We start from the raw sequence: 14403 nt of genomic DNA, 5'->3' as shown, positions 1-14403 counted from the left end.
GCCACCACCGCCCCCAAGCACCCGGGCACCGAGAAGTTCGTCGGCGTCGAACCGGTCATGAACGCGACCGACCTCGTCGCCGGCTACCTGCCGGGCGTCAACATCCTCAACGGGTGCGACCTCGTCTGCTACCCCGGCGAGCTGATCGGCATCATCGGCCCGAACGGCGCCGGCAAGTCGACGCTGCTCAAGGCGCTCTTCGGCCAGGTCAAGATCCACTCGGGATCGGTCACCCTCGGCGGCACCGACATCACGAACCTCAAGGCCAACAAGCTGGTCGAGGCGGGCGTCGGCTTCGTGCCGCAGACCAACAACGTGTTCCCCTCGCTCACCATCGAGGAGAACCTGCAGATGGGCATGTTCCTTCGGCCCGCCAAGTTCGCCGAGCGCCTCGAGGTCATCTACGACCTCTTCCCGGTGCTCGCCGATCGTCGCGGCCAGCGCGCCGGGTCGCTCTCGGGCGGCGAGCGCCAGTCGGTCGCCATGGCCCGGGCCCTGATGATGGACCCGAAGGTGCTGCTGCTCGACGAGCCGTCCGCCGGCCTGTCGCCGGTGCGCCAGGACGAGACGTTCATCCGCACCCGCCGCATCAACAAGGCCGGCGTCTCGGTGATCATGGTCGAACAGAACGCCCGCCGCTGCCTGCAGATCTGCGACCGCGGCTACGTCCTCGACCAGGGCCGCAACGCCTACTCGGGCACCGGCCGCGAGTTGGCCGACGACCCCAAGGTCATCGAGCTCTACCTCGGCACCCTGGCGAAGGACGTCGACGCGTCCTGACGACCCCGGTGGCGCCCTGAGGCCCCGATCACGCCCTGGCGTGGTCGGGGCCTCGTGCGTGCGCCCGCCGGGGCGTCGGGGGCTGCGCACCGCGGTTCGTGCAGCACACCCCGTCTCGACGCGGTGCGGTGCACGGAACGCGGTGCGGAGCGGAGCACGGCCCCCACGACCGGTGTGGCCGGGGACGAGGAGGCGCGGTGCCGGAGGGCGCGGACGTCGCGACCCTCCTGCGGTCCGGCACCGCGCCTCCCGGGCACGCCGAAGGGCCCGGCTCCGCGCCTCCCGGGCACGCCGAAGGGCCCGGCACGATGACTCGTGCCGGGCCCCGGGTGGTGCGAGGTGCGGTTATTCGACCTTGCCCTCGATGCCGGTCTGGTAGACGGGCTTGTTGTCGGCGTCGAACGTGTAGACGCCGATCGAGGCGGACGACGGGTCGTTGTTGTCGTTGAACGGTCCGATGCCCGAGGGGCCGGTGTAGTGGATGTCGTCACCGGCGTCGAGCGCGGTCTTGCAGTCCGCGTACGTGGTGCACTCGGTGCCGCCGTTCGCGCCGGAGACCGCGGCCATGTTGGCCTGGATCGTCCCTGCATCGGTGCCGCCACCGGCCTGCGCCGCGAGAGCGGTCAGGATGACGGCGTCGTACGACTCGGCCGCGTACGAGAAGTCGGCCAGCTCGCCGCCCTCGCTCGCCTGGTAGCCGGCCACGAGCTTCGACTTGAAGTCGGCACTGGCGTCGGCACCGGGGATCGTGCCCTTGGCGCCCTCGAGGGTGCCGGGCTCGAAGTCGGCGCTGTAGTCGGCCGTGTTGCCGTCGGACATGTAGACCTTGCTCATGTCCCAGCCCTGGCTCTTGAGCTCGGGCACGATCGACTTGGTCTCGTCGAAGGCCAGGATGACGATCGCGTCGGGCTCGGCGGCGATGGCCGCGGACACCTCGGACGAGAACGTGGTCTGACCGGGGGGGAACTCCTCGCCCTTGCCGGTGCCGCCGTAGACGACGGTGCCGCCCGAGCTCTCGATCGACTTCTGCGTCGAGTCGCGGAGACCCGTCCCGTAGGTGTCGTTGAAGACGAGGAACGCGACGTTGGCGTTGCCGTCGGCCGTGATCTGCTGGCCGAGCGCCGAACCCTGCACCGAGTCCGGCGGAGCCGTCCGGTAGTAGTACGACGAGTAGCCGCTGAGCGAGCTCGCCGTGTTGGCCGGCGAGATCTCGATGATGCAGTTGCTGGTGAGCTGGTCGACCACGTTGAGCGTGACGCTCGACGACTCGGCACCGAGCACGACGGGCACCTTGGCGTCGATCAGTTCCGTCGCGGCGTTGCTCGACACGGTCATGTCGTTGCTGTCGCCCGAGTCGGTGCTGGTCGAGATCTCGGCGGGTTGGTCGAGCACGCCGCCCGCGGCGTTGATGTCGCTGATGGCCAGGTTCGCCCCCGCGATGGCGGGCGGGCCGAGGTAGGCCAGGGTTCCGGTCAGCGGCAGCATGGTGCCGATCGCGAAGGGATCGGTGCTGGGCGTACCGACCTCGCACTTGGCGGCGGGATCGGCCTTGGCCGACGACGACGACGAGGCGTCGTCAGAGGGAGATGCCGTCGAACAGGCAGCGAGCAGCACGGAGGCTGCGCCGGCGAGAGCCAGTGCTCGGAGGGCGGTGCTGGATCGGATCATCCGTGGAACCCTTTCGTGGACAGCGGCAGTGCAGCCCGACCGGTGGCGGTCGAACCTGCCGCGATTGGTCCGAAACTAGGGGTCGAATGTTTCTGGCGTGTGTTCTCGACGTCAAAGTGACGTTTCGTTAGCCATTCGTGACTTTGCGAGGGATGGTCGCTTCTAGGCGGTCGGCGCCACCGCGAGCGGACGACGTGACCGCCGCCCCGCACGCACCATGTCGACGGTGAGCACGATCGAGGCGACCCAGACGATCGCGAAGCCGACCCATCGCGCCGTCGACATGTGCTCGCCGAGCACGACGACCCCGACCACGAACTGCAGCACGGGGGCGACGTACTGCGTCAGCCCCACGGTCGTCAGGGGCAGCCGACGCGTCGCCGAGGCGAAGAGCAGCAGCGGCACGGCCGTGATGACGCCCGTGCCGACCGTGGCGAGGGTGTGCCCGACGCTCACGGTGCCCAGCACGACGCCGCCCCCGAGGCCCGTCACATGCAGCACGATCAGGGTGACGGCCGCGAAGGGTGCGATCCACAGCGTCTCGAGCGTGAGCCCGCCGACCGCGTCGACCCGACCACCGACCTGCTTCTTCACCAGGCCGTAGAGCCCGAACGAGAACGCGAGGACGAGCGAGATGAACGGCGGCCTGCCCGCCCCGATCGCGATCACGAGGACGGCGACGGCGCTCAACCCGACGGCCACCCACTGGGTCGTGCGCAGACGTTCGCGCAGCACCACCACGCCGAGCAGGACCGTGACGATCGGGTTGATGAAGTACCCGAGCGCCGCCTCGACCACGTGCCCGCTGAGCGTCGCCGAGATGAAGACCGTCCAGTTGACGACGATGAAGGCCCCCGCCAACCCCATGGTGCCCACCACGCGGGGCTGCCGCAGCAGGGCCAGGAACGAGCGCAGCGCCCCCGTCACGACGAGCAGCACCGCACAGAAGACGAGCGAGAACAGCACCCGCCACGCGACGATCTCGAACGGGCCGGCCGGGGCCAACAGCAGGAAGTACACCGGCAGCACACCCCAGAGCCCGTAGGCCCCCAGGGCGTAGGCCAGGCCCGCTCCGCCGGCCCCGGCGACGCCGAGCCCCGAGGTCGGGGCGGAGGGGGACGAGGAGGCGCGGGTCGAGGTCACCAGGCGACTCTAGGTGGCTGCGCCCACAGCCGGAACGGCCACTCCTGCCACCGTGGATCGATCGACGGACGATCACGCCTGGGGACGAGCGGACGCTCGCGACCACGACGCCGACACGACGAAGGCCCCTGCCGGAGCAGGGGCCTTCGGGACGGCGACCGGGGTCGCGGGGCACGGCCGGAGCCGTGCCGAGGTGCTAGCGGACGATGACCGCCAGGACGTCGCGAGCCGAGAGCACGAGCAGGTCTTCTCCGCCGTACTTCACCTCGGTTCCGCCGTACTTGCTGTAGATGACCTTGTCGCCGGTGGCGACGTCGAGCGGCACGCGGTTGCCGTTGTCGTCGATGCGGCCCGGGCCGACCGCCACCACTTCACCCTCTTGGGGCTTCTCTTTGGCGGTGTCGGGGATCACGAGACCCGAAGCAGTGGTCTGCTCGGCTTCGACCTGACGAATGACGATGCGATCTTCGAGCGGCTTGATGCTGACCGACACGGGTGACCTCTTCTTTCTCGGTGCTACGAAAACATGGGGGCTGGCACTTGCCGGGGGCGAGTGCCAGAACAACTGTAGGACGAGACTGGCACTCGGTCAATCCGAGTGCCAACGCGTCGGCCCGCGTGCGTCACACTGGACGACATGGATTCCTCCGAGCTGCTCGAAGTCCTCTCGCCCGAGGGGCTGCGGCTGCTCGACTCGCTGCCGACGGGCGGCGCCTCCGGCGACGACGTCGTCGGCACGGTGGCCGCGTTGCGCAAGCAGGGCCACTCCCCCGCCCTCGTGTCGGCGGTGCTCACCCAGGCCCGGCTCCGAGGCCGGGCGACGGCCAAGTTCGGCGAGTTCGCGAGTCGCATGCTGTTCACCGAGGCGGGCCTCGAACAGGCCACGCGCCTCCCGGTCGCCGCCCGCCACGCCGGACGCTACGCCGCGGCGGGCATCGGCAGCGTGGCCGACCTCGGCTGCGGCATCGGTGGTGACGCCCTCGCGTTCGCCGCGCTCGACCTCGACGTGCTCGCCGTCGACCGCGACGAGGTCACCGCGGCCGTCGCCTCGTACAACCTCGCGCCGTGGCCGTCGTCGCGCGTCGAGCAGGGGGACGCCGAGACGACCGACCTCGGGGGCGTCGAGGGCGTCTTCCTCGACCCGGCGCGACGCACCTCCGGCCACAGCGCCACCAAGCGCCTCGCCCATCCGGCCGACTGGTCCCCCGGCCTCGACGTCGCCTTCGGCTTCGCCGACCGCCTGCCCACCGGCGTCAAGCTCGGCCCGGGCGTCGACCGCGAGCTGTTGCCGACCGACGCCGAGTGCCAGTGGATCTCGGTCGACCGCGACGTGGTCGAGGTGGGCGTGTGGTTCGGCCCGCTCGCGCGGCCGGGGGTGGGCCGGTCCGCCCTGGTGATCGCCGCCTCCGGGGCATCCGAGCTGACGGCCGCCGCCGACTCGGACGACGTGGACCCGGGTGACCTCGGCGAGTACCTCTACGAGCCCGACGGTGCCGTCATCCGGGCGCGCCTGATCGGCGACCTGGCCCGGTCGATCGACGCCCGCATGATCAGTCGCGACATCGCCTGGCTGACGACGGAGGCGCGGGTCGACACCCCCTTCGCGCAGGGTTTCCGCGTGCTCGAGACCTTCCCGCTCGACGAGCGGACACTGAAGCGTGAGCTGCGGGCGCGGGGCATCGGCCGCCTCGAGATCAAGAAGCGCGGGGTCGACGTCGACCCCGCGACGTTCCGCAAACGACTCTCGTTGCAGGGCACCGGGTCGGCGACCCTCGTGCTGACCCGGGTCGCGGGGCGGCACACGGCCCTGCTCTGCGAGCGCCTGGTCTGAGCCTTCCGGCCGTCATGCACGAGTGGGCAGAAGACGTCGTTCGCCGGCGGCGCGGGAACGACATCTTCTGCCCACTCGATGCCCCACCGAGGTGAGGCGACGGTCAGTACCCGCCGTAGTAGTCGGAACTCGACGAGAAGCCGGCGATCCAGAGGCCGAAGGCCACCCAGCCGATGACGATCAACGCGATCCCTGCGTAACCGACGATCAGCCCGGTGAGCCAGAACCCGCGGGCGTGACGCTCACGCGACATGCCCAGGTGCCCGAGCACGACGCCGGCGATCGACGCCACGATCGAGAGCCCGAAGGTGAGGGGCGCGAGCACGAGACCGGCGATCGAGCCGATCATCGAGAGCAGGCTGAGCAGTCGAGGGGGCTGAGCGGCACCCGCCGAGGCGTACGGCGGGTAGGGCGATCCGTAGGGCTGCTGGCCGTACTGGGCACCGGGCTGACCCTGCTGACCCTGCTGGCCGAACGACTGCTGACCGTACGGCGCGCCGGGCTGACCGGAGGGCTGCTGAGCCTGCGGCTGCTGGCCGTGACCCTGCGGCTGGCCGTAGCCCGGCTGACCCTGCGGCTGGCCGTAGCCCGGCTGAGCCTGCGGCTGGCCGTAGCCCGACTGCTGACCCTGCGGCTGGCCGTAGCCGGGCTGCTGGCCGTATCCGGGCTGCTGGCCGTAGCCGGGCTGCTGCCCGTAGCCCTGCTGCCCGTACCCCGCCGGCGGCTGCACACCCGGCTGGCCGTAAGGCGGCCGGGGCGGCTGGGGCGCACCCGGCGGGACCTGCCCCGGGCGGGACTGCGGAGCCGGAGTCCCCTGGGGTGCGCCGTAGGGTGCCGACCCTGTCGGCGGCACTCCGGCCCCGGCGTACGGCGACGACGCGGGCGGCTGCGAGGCGTACGGCGACGACGCGGGCGGTTGGGACGCGGCCCCCGGGAAGGCGGTCGGCGGCAGCGGCGGCGAGGCGGTGGCCGCACCGCTCCCCTCGGTCGGGCGCGCGGGGGGCGCGGTGGGTGCCGCGGGCGGCGTCGGAGCCGAGGGCGCGGTCGGCGCCGAGGACGGCTTCTCGGGGGTGGTGTCGTCGGTGGCCATCAGCTGCCTTTCGCGAGCGGTGCGTCGGTCGTGCCGCCGGAGCGGCCGGTCACGCCTGTGACGGTCGCGTCCCGGGACACGAAAGGGCCCGCACCGTCCGGTGCGGACCCCGTCATGCTAGCGAGGGTCGTGATGAGCGGCCCCTGGGAGGCGACGCCCGACGACGTGAGGACGACCTACGAGTCGTAGCTGCCGTCGTAGAGGCCGGGGTTGCTGGCGATGGCACCGAAGAGGACCACGAGCAGGATGATGCCGATGATCGTCAGGGCGACGACGACGTAGCCGAGGATGAGACCCGTCAGGGCCATCCCGCGGCCCTCTTCGCCCCGCTTCTTGATCTGGCTCAGTGCCATGTGGCCGGTGACGATGGCACCGAGGGCCGTGATCGAGGTCAGGAAACCGGCGATGCCGAGGATCATCGACACGAGGGCGAGGGTGTTGCGCTGGCCGGGGGCGCCGTTCTGCCCCTGGTAGGCGGGCTGGCCACCGTAGGGCTGCCCCTGGCGGGTCGGCTGCTGCCCCTGGTAGGGGTTCTGCGGCGAGGGCTGGCCGTAGGGCGTGGGGTTCTGGTCGGTCATCGGTGACGTCCTTCGTCTGGGGCTCGGCCGGTGACGGCCGCGGTCGGTCGAACCCCGTCATGCTATCGGCGGGGGACGGTCGCCGACCGTGACCCCGTGCTCGTCGGACCCGACCGTGGCTCAGACGGCCTGGACCGTCGTCACGGGCAACGTCGAGTCGGCCCCGAAGTCGAGTGGCGACGGTGCCCGGCCCCGCGAGACGAGCTCCGCGCCCAGCGCCGCGATCATGGCGCCGTTGTCGGTGCACAGCGAGAGGGGCGGCACGCGCAGCTCGACCCCGGCCGCCGCGCACCGCTCGGCCGCGAGCTCGCGCACGCGGGCGTTGGCGACGACTCCCCCGCCGAGCAGCAGGCGGGGCACGCCCCGGTCGGCGCAGGCCGCGAGCGCTTTGGTGAGCAGGACGTCGGCGACGGCCTCGCGGAAGCTGGCGGCGACGTCGGCGACCGGCACCGCGCCTCCTTCGCTGCGACGCTGTTCGACCCACCGGGCCACAGCCGTCTTCAGCCCCGAGAACGAGAAGTCGTACCGGTGCTTCGCCAGGTCCTTCGGCAGGGTCAGCCCCCGCGGGAAGCGGACTGCCTTCGGGTCGCCGCCCTCGGCGACGCGGTCGATCTGCGGCCCGCCGGGGTAGGGCAGTCCGAGCAGGCGGGCCACCTTGTCGAACGCCTCGCCCGCGGCGTCGTCGATCGTCTCGCCGAGCAGTTCGACGTCGTCGACGAGGTCGCGCACGTGCAGCAACGAGGTGTGGCCGCCCGAGACGAGCAGTGCGATGGTCGGCAACTCGAGCTCGCTGCCGTCGTCGCGCAGCACGTCGGCCCCGACGTGGCCGACGAGGTGGTTCACGGCGAAGAGGGGCTTGCCGGTCGCCAGGGCGAGGGCCTTGGCCGCACCGACGCCGACCATGAGCGCCCCGGCGAGCCCGGGCCCGCTCGTCACGGCGATCGCGTCGAGCTCGGCCGTCGTCACGCCGGCCTCGGCGAGCGCCGCGGCGAGGGCGGGTTCGAGCGCCTCGAGGTGGGCGCGCGCGGCGACCTCGGGGACGACGCCGCCGTAGCGGGCGTGTTCGTCCATGGACGACGAGATGACGTTGGCGAGCAGGGTGCGGCCGCGCACGATGCCGATGCCGGTCTCGTCGCAGCTGGTCTCGATGCCGAGCACGATCGGCTCGCGGACGGCCGACTCGGCGACGCCGGACGAGGAGGCGCGGGTGACGGTCACGGGCGGACGTCCTGTTCGTCGAGGGGCGCGTCGCCGAACGACTCGACGGCGCCCGGGGTGGTCTCGGTGACGGCCGACGGGACGCTCAGTCGCATGACGACCGCGTCGACCCCGTCGGGCATGTAATAGCGCGGGCGGACGGCGATCCGCTCGAAGCCGAGCGTCTCGTAGAGGTGCTGCGCCCCGGGGTTGTCGGCCCGCACCTCGAGGAACACCTCGCGCACGCCGCCCTGACGGGCCTCGGTGAGCAGCTGGGTCAGCATCGCCCGCCCGAGCCCCCTCCCCTGGTGCTCCGCGAGGACGGCGATGGTCTGGATGTCGGCCTCGGGCGCGCCCTTCGGCGCCAGCATGCCGGCGTAACCGATGACGGTGGTGTCATCGCCCTCGGCGGTGGCGACCAGATACCGACCGCCCGGGGCCGTCAGCTCGTGCGTCATGCTCGCCCGCGACCAGGCGTCGTTCTCGAAGGTCGTCGTCTCGATCGCCATGATGCCGTCGAGGTCGTCGAGGGTGGCCGTGCGCAGCAGCACGCTCATCGCGTGACCGGCTTCGGACCGGCCGACGGGGTGACGTCGGGCTCGCGCATGTACAGGGGCTCGGCGTCGGCGAACGCGCGACCGTGCTCGAAGAGCCGCTCGGCCAGCATGCCCAGGGCGGCCGCCGAGACCGTCGTCGTGTCGGGGTCGGTACGTGGCCAGGACGAGGAGGCGCCGGTCGCCTCGTCCAGGTCGGCCGGCCTCACGAGGGCGGGGCCGGCCACGAGCACGGGCAGGCCGTCGTCGTCGAGCCCCGACCACGAGCTGTAGGCCACCTCGCGGCGGCGGGCGTCGGTGACGACGACGAGCGGCGAGTCCACGGGCCCGCCGGCGGTGCCGACGGATCGACCGGCAGCCGCCGAGAGCCGCTCGAACGCGACGGCGTCGTGACTACCGACCGACAGGCACGGCACGCCGGCGCCGAACGCGAAGGCCCGAGCGGCGGCGATGCCGACGCGCAGGCCCGTGAAGGGGCCGGGGCCGCGACCGGCGACCACGGCGGAGAGTTCGGCCGGGGCGACGCCGGCCTCGCGCAGGGCGTCGTCGATCAGACGGCCGATCACCTCGGCGTGACGCCGGGTGTCGGCGACCGTGTGTTCGGAGAGGACGCCGCCGTCACGGTCGACGACGGCGACGGACGAGCCGGCTGAGGTGTCGATGGCCAGGATCACGGGGTCAATCGTAGGCGGTGCAGGGAAGCCGACCCGCGCCTCCTGACGGGTGACGGAGCCCGGCCGGGGCCGGGCTCCGTCAGATGGGTCAGAAGGCGCCGATGCGTCGGGCCGTCCCGGGCTGGCCGAGGAGCGCGGCGATGTCGGACGGCAGGGCCGACACGATGCCGAGCGACGAGGTCAGCAGGCTCGTCATCCCGCCGAGGTCGAGCACCTGCGAGGTCTCGACGTTGCGCCACGCGGAGTTCTTCCCGGACAGGGCCGACACGGTGTCGAACCGGGTGACCGTCTTGTTGTCGCCCGCTCCCCAGCCGACCAGCGTCGCCTGGGCCGTCGTGCGACGCTGGTTGAAGGCGTTGCCCGTGACCGTGACGCCCATCGAGTCGGCCGAGCGGTTGGTCTTCGAGTCGAGGACGTAGACCTGGTAGTAGCCGCCGCTGCCGAAGGCGTTGTTGGCGATGGTGATCTTGCCCGTGACCCAGCTCATCGTGGGGTCGGGGATCGGCCGACGACGGTCCTGCCCGGTGGCCGCGGTGGCCTGGCGACGTTCGTCTTGCAGCACCTTCACGCCGAACTGGCTGAAGCCGCCGACCGAGTTGTTGTAGACCCGCACGTCGTCGGTACCGATGATCTGGATGCCCGTCTTGCCACCGGTTACCGTGTTGCCCGCGACGACCGCCTTGCTCGAGAGCTCGAGCTGGATGCCCGTCCACTCGTTGTCGACGACCGTGTTGCCCACGACCTTCGAGTCGTACACGGACTCGTCGAGCCAGAGGCCCGAGCTGTAGTTGCGGCTGACGTCGTTGTTCGAGACCGTCACGCCGCGCGACCGCGTGATCTTCACGCCACCCGAGACCGGCGTCTCCTTGAAGCGCTGCCAGTTGTTCTCGCGGACCACCGAGTCGGACAGCGACATGTCGTAGGACGCGTTGGCGCCGATGCCGAGCATGCCGTTGTGCTCGACCGTCAGCCGACGCAGGGTGCCGCCGTTGTTCTCGAGGTTGACGCCGATCATGGCGTTCTCGACGACGACCAGGTCCTGCGCCGTGGCGCCGGTGTTGCCGAGGCGGATCGTGCCCCGGTCGGAGTCGAGGGTCGCGTAGCGGCGCACGCCGAAGCCCTGCAGCGTCGTGTCCGGCGCCTGCACCCAGATGGCCTGCTGTTTGTTGCTGATGCGCAGCTCGTGCCCCGAGGGGTCGCTGCCGATCAGCACGCGTCCACCGGCGGGGTCGGGGGCGAAGGTGCCGGGGGCCAGCTTGTCGGGCGTGACCTGCGTGAGCTGCACACCGTCGAGGAAGACCTGGTCGGGGCGCCCTGCGAGGGGGAACGACGGCGACAGGAAGCGCGGGTTGTCGGCGATGCCGAGCAGCGCGGACGACGGGAACGACGACCACGGGGTGCTCCAGCCCGAACCCGAGCGCTGCCACGACGACACGGGCACCGATCCGTCGAGCCAGACGGCCTCCTTCGGATAGGCCTGGATCGTCAGCGGCTTGTTGTAGGGCACGACGACGCTCTCGTTGTAGCTGCCGGCCCGCAGGACGACGGTCCCGCCGGCCTTGGCCTTCGCGACGGCGGCACCGAGGGTGCGGAACGGGGCGGTCTTGCTGCCGACCGCCGAGTCGTTGCCGCCCGGAGCCACGAAGACGGCACCGGCGGGAACGGCGTACGAAGCAGAACCGACGGGCACCGAACCGCGCGTCGGGGTGGGGTCGGGCGTCGGGGTGGGTGCCGGGGCGGGCGCGGGGGTCGGCGTCGGGGTCGGCGTGGGGACGGGCACCGGGACGGGCACGGCGGCCTGTGGCGACTCGACGACCGAGAGATCGTCGAAGGTCGTCGTGGTCCCGGTCGTGTTCGACGAGCTCGAGTACTGCCAGAGCCCGACGGTGCCGGGCTTGGCGATGCGATCGGCGGCGGTGTCCGAGACCGAGAGCTGCCAGCCGGGCTCGGTCGTGCCGGCGACCCAGCCCTTGCCCTGTACGCTCACCGACCCCGTGCCGACGGCGCGGAAGGCGACCGAGACGGCCGAGCCCTTCGTGACGCCCGAGGGCAGGGCGACCCGGCCGAGATCCTTCTCGCCGGACTTGCCGACCTTGGTGATCGCGAGGGCGATCGTTCCCGACGAACCCTGCTCGAGACGCCCCCGGTAGGCCGAACCGTCGGTCTGACGGCGCAGCTCCCAGCCCTGGTAGAACCCGCGGGTCGTCTGCGGCAGGCGGATGGTCTCGCGCACCTCGACGTCCTGCACCGAGACCCCGGCGAGCGCGGCGGTCGCCGACCCTCCGGGCACGAGCCCGGTGATGGACGAGACCCCTCCGCCCACGGCGAAGGTGGCCTTGGTGGGCCCTGACCAGGTCGTCCAGGTGCCGCCCTTGTCGGCCGCGCCCCAGCCTCCCGAGGCCGTGCGGCCCGAGGCGTCGGATGCGACGGTCGTGGCGGCCGCGGAGGCGCTGGTCGCGGGCACGAGGACGGCGGCGACGCAGGCCGCCGCCATGGTCAGGGCGCCGAGAATCGTCCGGGTGCGGTTCGGTGAGCTGAGCTGAGGCGCGGAGGCGTCGAGCATCGGCGCTCCTTTCGTCGAGGTGGAGTCCTGATGGATTCGGCGCATGCCCCCAGGACGGGGGCTTGCGCGATCGGGGCTACGGCGAGTCGATTCGGGACCTCGGCGAAGACAAGAACGAATCCTCATACATCTATGCGCGGTTGGCAAGCACCCGTCAGCCCCCGTGGGGGTGCCCTCCGTGCGGGTGGCATCCCTCCGGGTGCCACCCGTCGGGGGTGTCCGGCCACACGCCGGCGTCGCCTAGAGTTCACGCATGACGCCACCCGAAGCCGGCCAGGGGGCCTCGGCGACCCTGCGTCGAGGGGCCGCGCGCGCCTCCTCGTGGCGCCCGTCGCCCCTCGGCACCCCGGACGGTCGCGACGCGCCGCTCGAGCCGCGGGTCTGGGTGCGCGGCCTCGCGGCCGCCTGCCTCGTGCTGCTGGGCATGAGGTTCACCCTGCCGCAGAGCCTCCAGGTCGGCTTCGTGGTCGCGCTCGTCATGCTGCCCGTCTGGTGGGCCCACCTGCGCCGTCAGCACGGGGGAACGCTCTTCGTCGGACTGGGTCTGCTGGCCCCCGTCGCCGGGCTCTGGCTGGGCGTCGCCAACGCCGCCGACCACGAGACCGACCCGACCGCGGTCATCCCGGGGACGGTCTTCCTCGTGGGCACCGTCCTCAGCGTCGGCCTGTTCGTCTGGGGTCGCGACGTCCTGACATCGCCTCGCGCCGGCCTCTGGTTCGGCGTCGGGCTGGCCCTTGGCTTCACCCCCGACACCACGCTGTTCGCCACGAACCCTTGGAAGTTCGGCTTCGCGCTGCCCGCCACGGTGATCCTGCTCGCCCTCGCCGCCCGGTTCGGCCGTCGATGGGAACTCGGTGCCCTCGCCGTCCTCATCGTGGTCGCGGCACTCAACGACTCGCGCTCGGCCTTCGGGCTGCTGCTGCTGGCCGCACTGTTGGTCTTCGCCCAGATCGCGATCGTCCGCCCCCACCGGAGACCGTCGGCGATCGCCGTCGTCGTCGGGCTGGGCGGGCTCGGGGTGGCGGTCTACCAGCTGGGGCAGGCCCTCATCCTCGACGGCTACCTCGGTGTGACGACGCAGGCCCGCAGCCTCGAACAGCTGCGACAGTCAGGGTCGCTGATCCTCGGCGGACGGCCCGAACTCGCGGCCACGCTCGGCCTCATGGAGCACCACCCGTGGGGCTTCGGCACCGGTTCCGTGCCGACCCCCGAAGACGTCCAGGTCGCGAAGGAGGGGATGAACGCCATCGGCTACCAGCCGAACAACGGCTACGTCGAACGCTTCATGTTCGGCGGCCACGTCGAACTGCACTCGGTGTTCGGAGACATCTGGGCCCAGTCCGGCATCGTCGGCCTGCTGCTCGTCGCCACCGCGATCGTCGTGCTCGCGGTCGGCGTGGTCCGTCGCCTCGCCGACGGGACGGCCAGCGGACTGCTGCTCTACGCCGCGTCGCAGAGCGTCTGGAACGTCTTCTTCGCGCCGTTCTACACGTCGTTCCCGACGCTCGTGCTGGCACTCGCCCTCGCGTTCCTCCCCCGACCCGAACCAGGAGTGCCCCATGTCGCCGGAAGGTGATGCGACCACCGGGTCGACCCCCGCCACCGCCCCCCGACGCCGCCTGATCGCCGCCGTGGCGGTCGCCGTCGTCGTCGTGGTCGCCGTGGTGGTCGCCCTCGTGCTCACCGGTCGCGGCGACGGCGCCCCCTCGACGGACGGCACGGCGTCGAGCTCGCCGCCGACCGGCGACCCGTCGGGCTCCGCGACCGACCCCTCGACCACGGACGCCCCGACGTCGACCACGCCGCCGGCCGCCGCCCCCGACACACCCGAGTCGCCACCCGTCGGCCTCGACGAGTCGCCCGCCGTCGTCGACGGGGTGACGGTCCGGGTGAAAAGCCTGGACGGGGTCGAGGGCGAGGCCGCGCTGCCGGGTGAGGTGTCGGGACCGGCGGTCCGCGCCGAGCTCGAGGTGTACAACGCGTCGACGGCTCCCGTCGACCTGTCGACCGTGGTCGTCAACCTGGCCTACGGCACCGGTCGGACACCGGCCAACACGTTCTCGACCGGGACTTCTTCGTTCCCGGCCTCGGTCGCGGCCGGTGCCACCGCCACGGGAGTCTTCGTGTTCGCCGTGCCCGCGGACGCACAGGACGACCTGCGGCTGACCTTCGACTACGCCGTCGACGTGCCCGTCGTCGTCTTCGAGGGATCGACCTCGTAGAACCCCTGTACCCAGAACGGGGGCCATTGTCCCCCCTTGGGGGGACCTTATAGTCGTCAAGCCATCGGTACCCGAATGCCGATGTCGCCTACCCGACCCGAAT

Annotated in this window: 13 protein-coding genes; 4 read left to right on the top strand and 9 right to left on the bottom strand. The window is 71.8% G+C overall.

Going from position 1 to position 14403, the window contains the following annotated elements; genetic code table 11:
* The first annotated feature begins 57 nt into the window (after nucleotides 1-57).
* On the top strand, nucleotides 58-780 hold the full coding sequence (locus tag AC1MBW_RS08745; protein ID WP_054147441.1) for an ABC transporter ATP-binding protein: 723 nt from the start codon (nucleotides 58-60) through the stop codon (nucleotides 778-780).
* 345 nt (nucleotides 781-1125) lie between these two features.
* Here the strand turns inward: AC1MBW_RS08745 and AC1MBW_RS08740 are convergent, their stop codons facing one another.
* The 3 genes from AC1MBW_RS08740 to groES form a co-directional block, all read right to left on the bottom strand.
* A complete protein-coding gene (locus AC1MBW_RS08740) occupies nucleotides 1126-2448 on the bottom strand; it encodes an ABC transporter substrate-binding protein (RefSeq protein ID WP_054147415.1) in 1323 nt (440 codons plus the stop codon).
* Between the two features lie 162 nt (nucleotides 2449-2610).
* The gene (gene rarD / locus AC1MBW_RS08735; protein ID WP_083396360.1) at nucleotides 2611-3591 is read right to left on the bottom strand and encodes an EamA family transporter RarD; all 981 of its coding nucleotides are present in this window, start codon (nucleotides 3589-3591) and stop codon (nucleotides 2611-2613) included.
* 196 nt (nucleotides 3592-3787) lie between these two features.
* Nucleotides 3788-4084, bottom strand: coding sequence for a co-chaperone GroES (groES, locus tag AC1MBW_RS08730; RefSeq protein WP_043595988.1), 297 nt, complete (start codon nucleotides 4082-4084; stop codon nucleotides 3788-3790).
* Nucleotides 4085-4228: 144 nt separating this feature from the next.
* Here groES and AC1MBW_RS08725 point away from each other — a divergent pair, with 144 nt between their 5' ends.
* Nucleotides 4229-5422, top strand: a complete 1194-nt coding sequence (locus AC1MBW_RS08725; protein ID WP_480024195.1) for a class I SAM-dependent methyltransferase — start codon at nucleotides 4229-4231, stop codon at nucleotides 5420-5422.
* 103 nt (nucleotides 5423-5525) lie between these two features.
* Here AC1MBW_RS08725 and AC1MBW_RS08720 read toward each other — a convergent pair whose 3' ends face one another.
* The 6 genes from AC1MBW_RS08720 to AC1MBW_RS08695 all read right to left on the bottom strand — a co-directional run bounded on the left by AC1MBW_RS08720 (nucleotide 5526) and on the right by AC1MBW_RS08695 (nucleotide 12078).
* Nucleotides 5526-6512 carry a DUF4190 domain-containing protein gene (locus tag AC1MBW_RS08720; protein ID WP_480024194.1) on the bottom strand — a complete coding sequence of 329 codons (987 nt, stop codon included), beginning with the start codon at nucleotides 6510-6512 and terminating at the stop codon, nucleotides 5526-5528.
* 176 nt (nucleotides 6513-6688) lie between these two features.
* Nucleotides 6689-7090: a DUF4190 domain-containing protein gene (locus AC1MBW_RS08715; RefSeq protein WP_480024193.1), complete on the bottom strand. Its 402-nt coding sequence runs from the start codon at nucleotides 7088-7090 to the stop codon at nucleotides 6689-6691.
* A gap of 120 nt (nucleotides 7091-7210) precedes the next feature.
* Entirely contained in the window at nucleotides 7211-8308 is a 1098-nt protein-coding gene (gene tsaD, locus AC1MBW_RS08710; protein WP_480024192.1) for a tRNA (adenosine(37)-N6)-threonylcarbamoyltransferase complex transferase subunit TsaD, read from the bottom strand.
* Nucleotides 8305-8844, bottom strand: a complete 540-nt coding sequence (rimI, locus tag AC1MBW_RS08705) for a ribosomal protein S18-alanine N-acetyltransferase (protein ID WP_480024191.1) — start codon at nucleotides 8842-8844, stop codon at nucleotides 8305-8307. The genes tsaD and rimI overlap by 4 nt, the downstream gene beginning before the upstream one ends.
* Nucleotides 8841-9515, bottom strand: coding sequence for a tRNA (adenosine(37)-N6)-threonylcarbamoyltransferase complex dimerization subunit type 1 TsaB (gene tsaB, locus AC1MBW_RS08700; protein WP_480024190.1), 675 nt, complete (start codon nucleotides 9513-9515; stop codon nucleotides 8841-8843). The genes rimI and tsaB overlap by 4 nt, the downstream gene beginning before the upstream one ends.
* An 88-nt stretch (nucleotides 9516-9603) precedes the next feature.
* Nucleotides 9604-12078, bottom strand: coding sequence for a right-handed parallel beta-helix repeat-containing protein (locus AC1MBW_RS08695; RefSeq protein WP_480024189.1), 2475 nt, complete (start codon nucleotides 12076-12078; stop codon nucleotides 9604-9606).
* A gap of 253 nt (nucleotides 12079-12331) precedes the next feature.
* On the opposite strand from AC1MBW_RS08695, the gene AC1MBW_RS08690 reads away from it, so the two are divergent.
* Together AC1MBW_RS08690 and AC1MBW_RS08685 are read left to right on the top strand one after the other, a co-directional pair.
* The gene (locus AC1MBW_RS08690) at nucleotides 12332-13654 is read left to right on the top strand and encodes an O-antigen ligase family protein (RefSeq protein WP_480024188.1); all 1323 of its coding nucleotides are present in this window, start codon (nucleotides 12332-12334) and stop codon (nucleotides 13652-13654) included.
* Complete coding sequence (locus AC1MBW_RS08685) at nucleotides 13638-14300, top strand: DUF4352 domain-containing protein (RefSeq protein WP_480024187.1); 663 nt, start codon at nucleotides 13638-13640, stop codon at nucleotides 14298-14300. The genes AC1MBW_RS08690 and AC1MBW_RS08685 overlap by 17 nt, the downstream gene beginning before the upstream one ends.
* Nucleotides 14301-14403 lie beyond the last annotated feature (103 nt).

The sequence above is a fragment of the Frigoribacterium sp. AP1 genome (assembly GCF_056680555.1).
Note: the sequence above shows the minus strand (reverse complement) of the source record. Positions and strands in the feature narration are given on the sequence as shown.

Bases quoted from the DNA above. Each gene is read 5' to 3' on its own strand.
- AC1MBW_RS08745 (WP_054147441.1), top strand. From the start codon at position 58: ATGAACGCGACCGACCTCGTCGCCGGCTACCTGCCGGGCGTCAACATC.
- AC1MBW_RS08740 (WP_054147415.1), bottom strand. From the start codon at position 2,448: ATGATCCGATCCAGCACCGCCCTCCGAGCACTGGCTCTCGCCGGCGCA.
- AC1MBW_RS08725 (WP_480024195.1), top strand. From the start codon at position 4,229: ATGGATTCCTCCGAGCTGCTCGAAGTCCTCTCGCCCGAGGGGCTGCGG.
- AC1MBW_RS08720 (WP_480024194.1), bottom strand. From the start codon at position 6,512: ATGGCCACCGACGACACCACCCCCGAGAAGCCGTCCTCGGCGCCGACC.
- AC1MBW_RS08715 (WP_480024193.1), bottom strand. From the start codon at position 7,090: ATGACCGACCAGAACCCCACGCCCTACGGCCAGCCCTCGCCGCAGAAC.
- rimI (WP_480024191.1), bottom strand. From the start codon at position 8,844: ATGAGCGTGCTGCTGCGCACGGCCACCCTCGACGACCTCGACGGCATC.
- AC1MBW_RS08695 (WP_480024189.1), bottom strand. From the start codon at position 12,078: ATGCTCGACGCCTCCGCGCCTCAGCTCAGCTCACCGAACCGCACCCGG.
- AC1MBW_RS08690 (WP_480024188.1), top strand. From the start codon at position 12,332: ATGACGCCACCCGAAGCCGGCCAGGGGGCCTCGGCGACCCTGCGTCGA.
- AC1MBW_RS08685 (WP_480024187.1), top strand. From the start codon at position 13,638: ATGTCGCCGGAAGGTGATGCGACCACCGGGTCGACCCCCGCCACCGCC.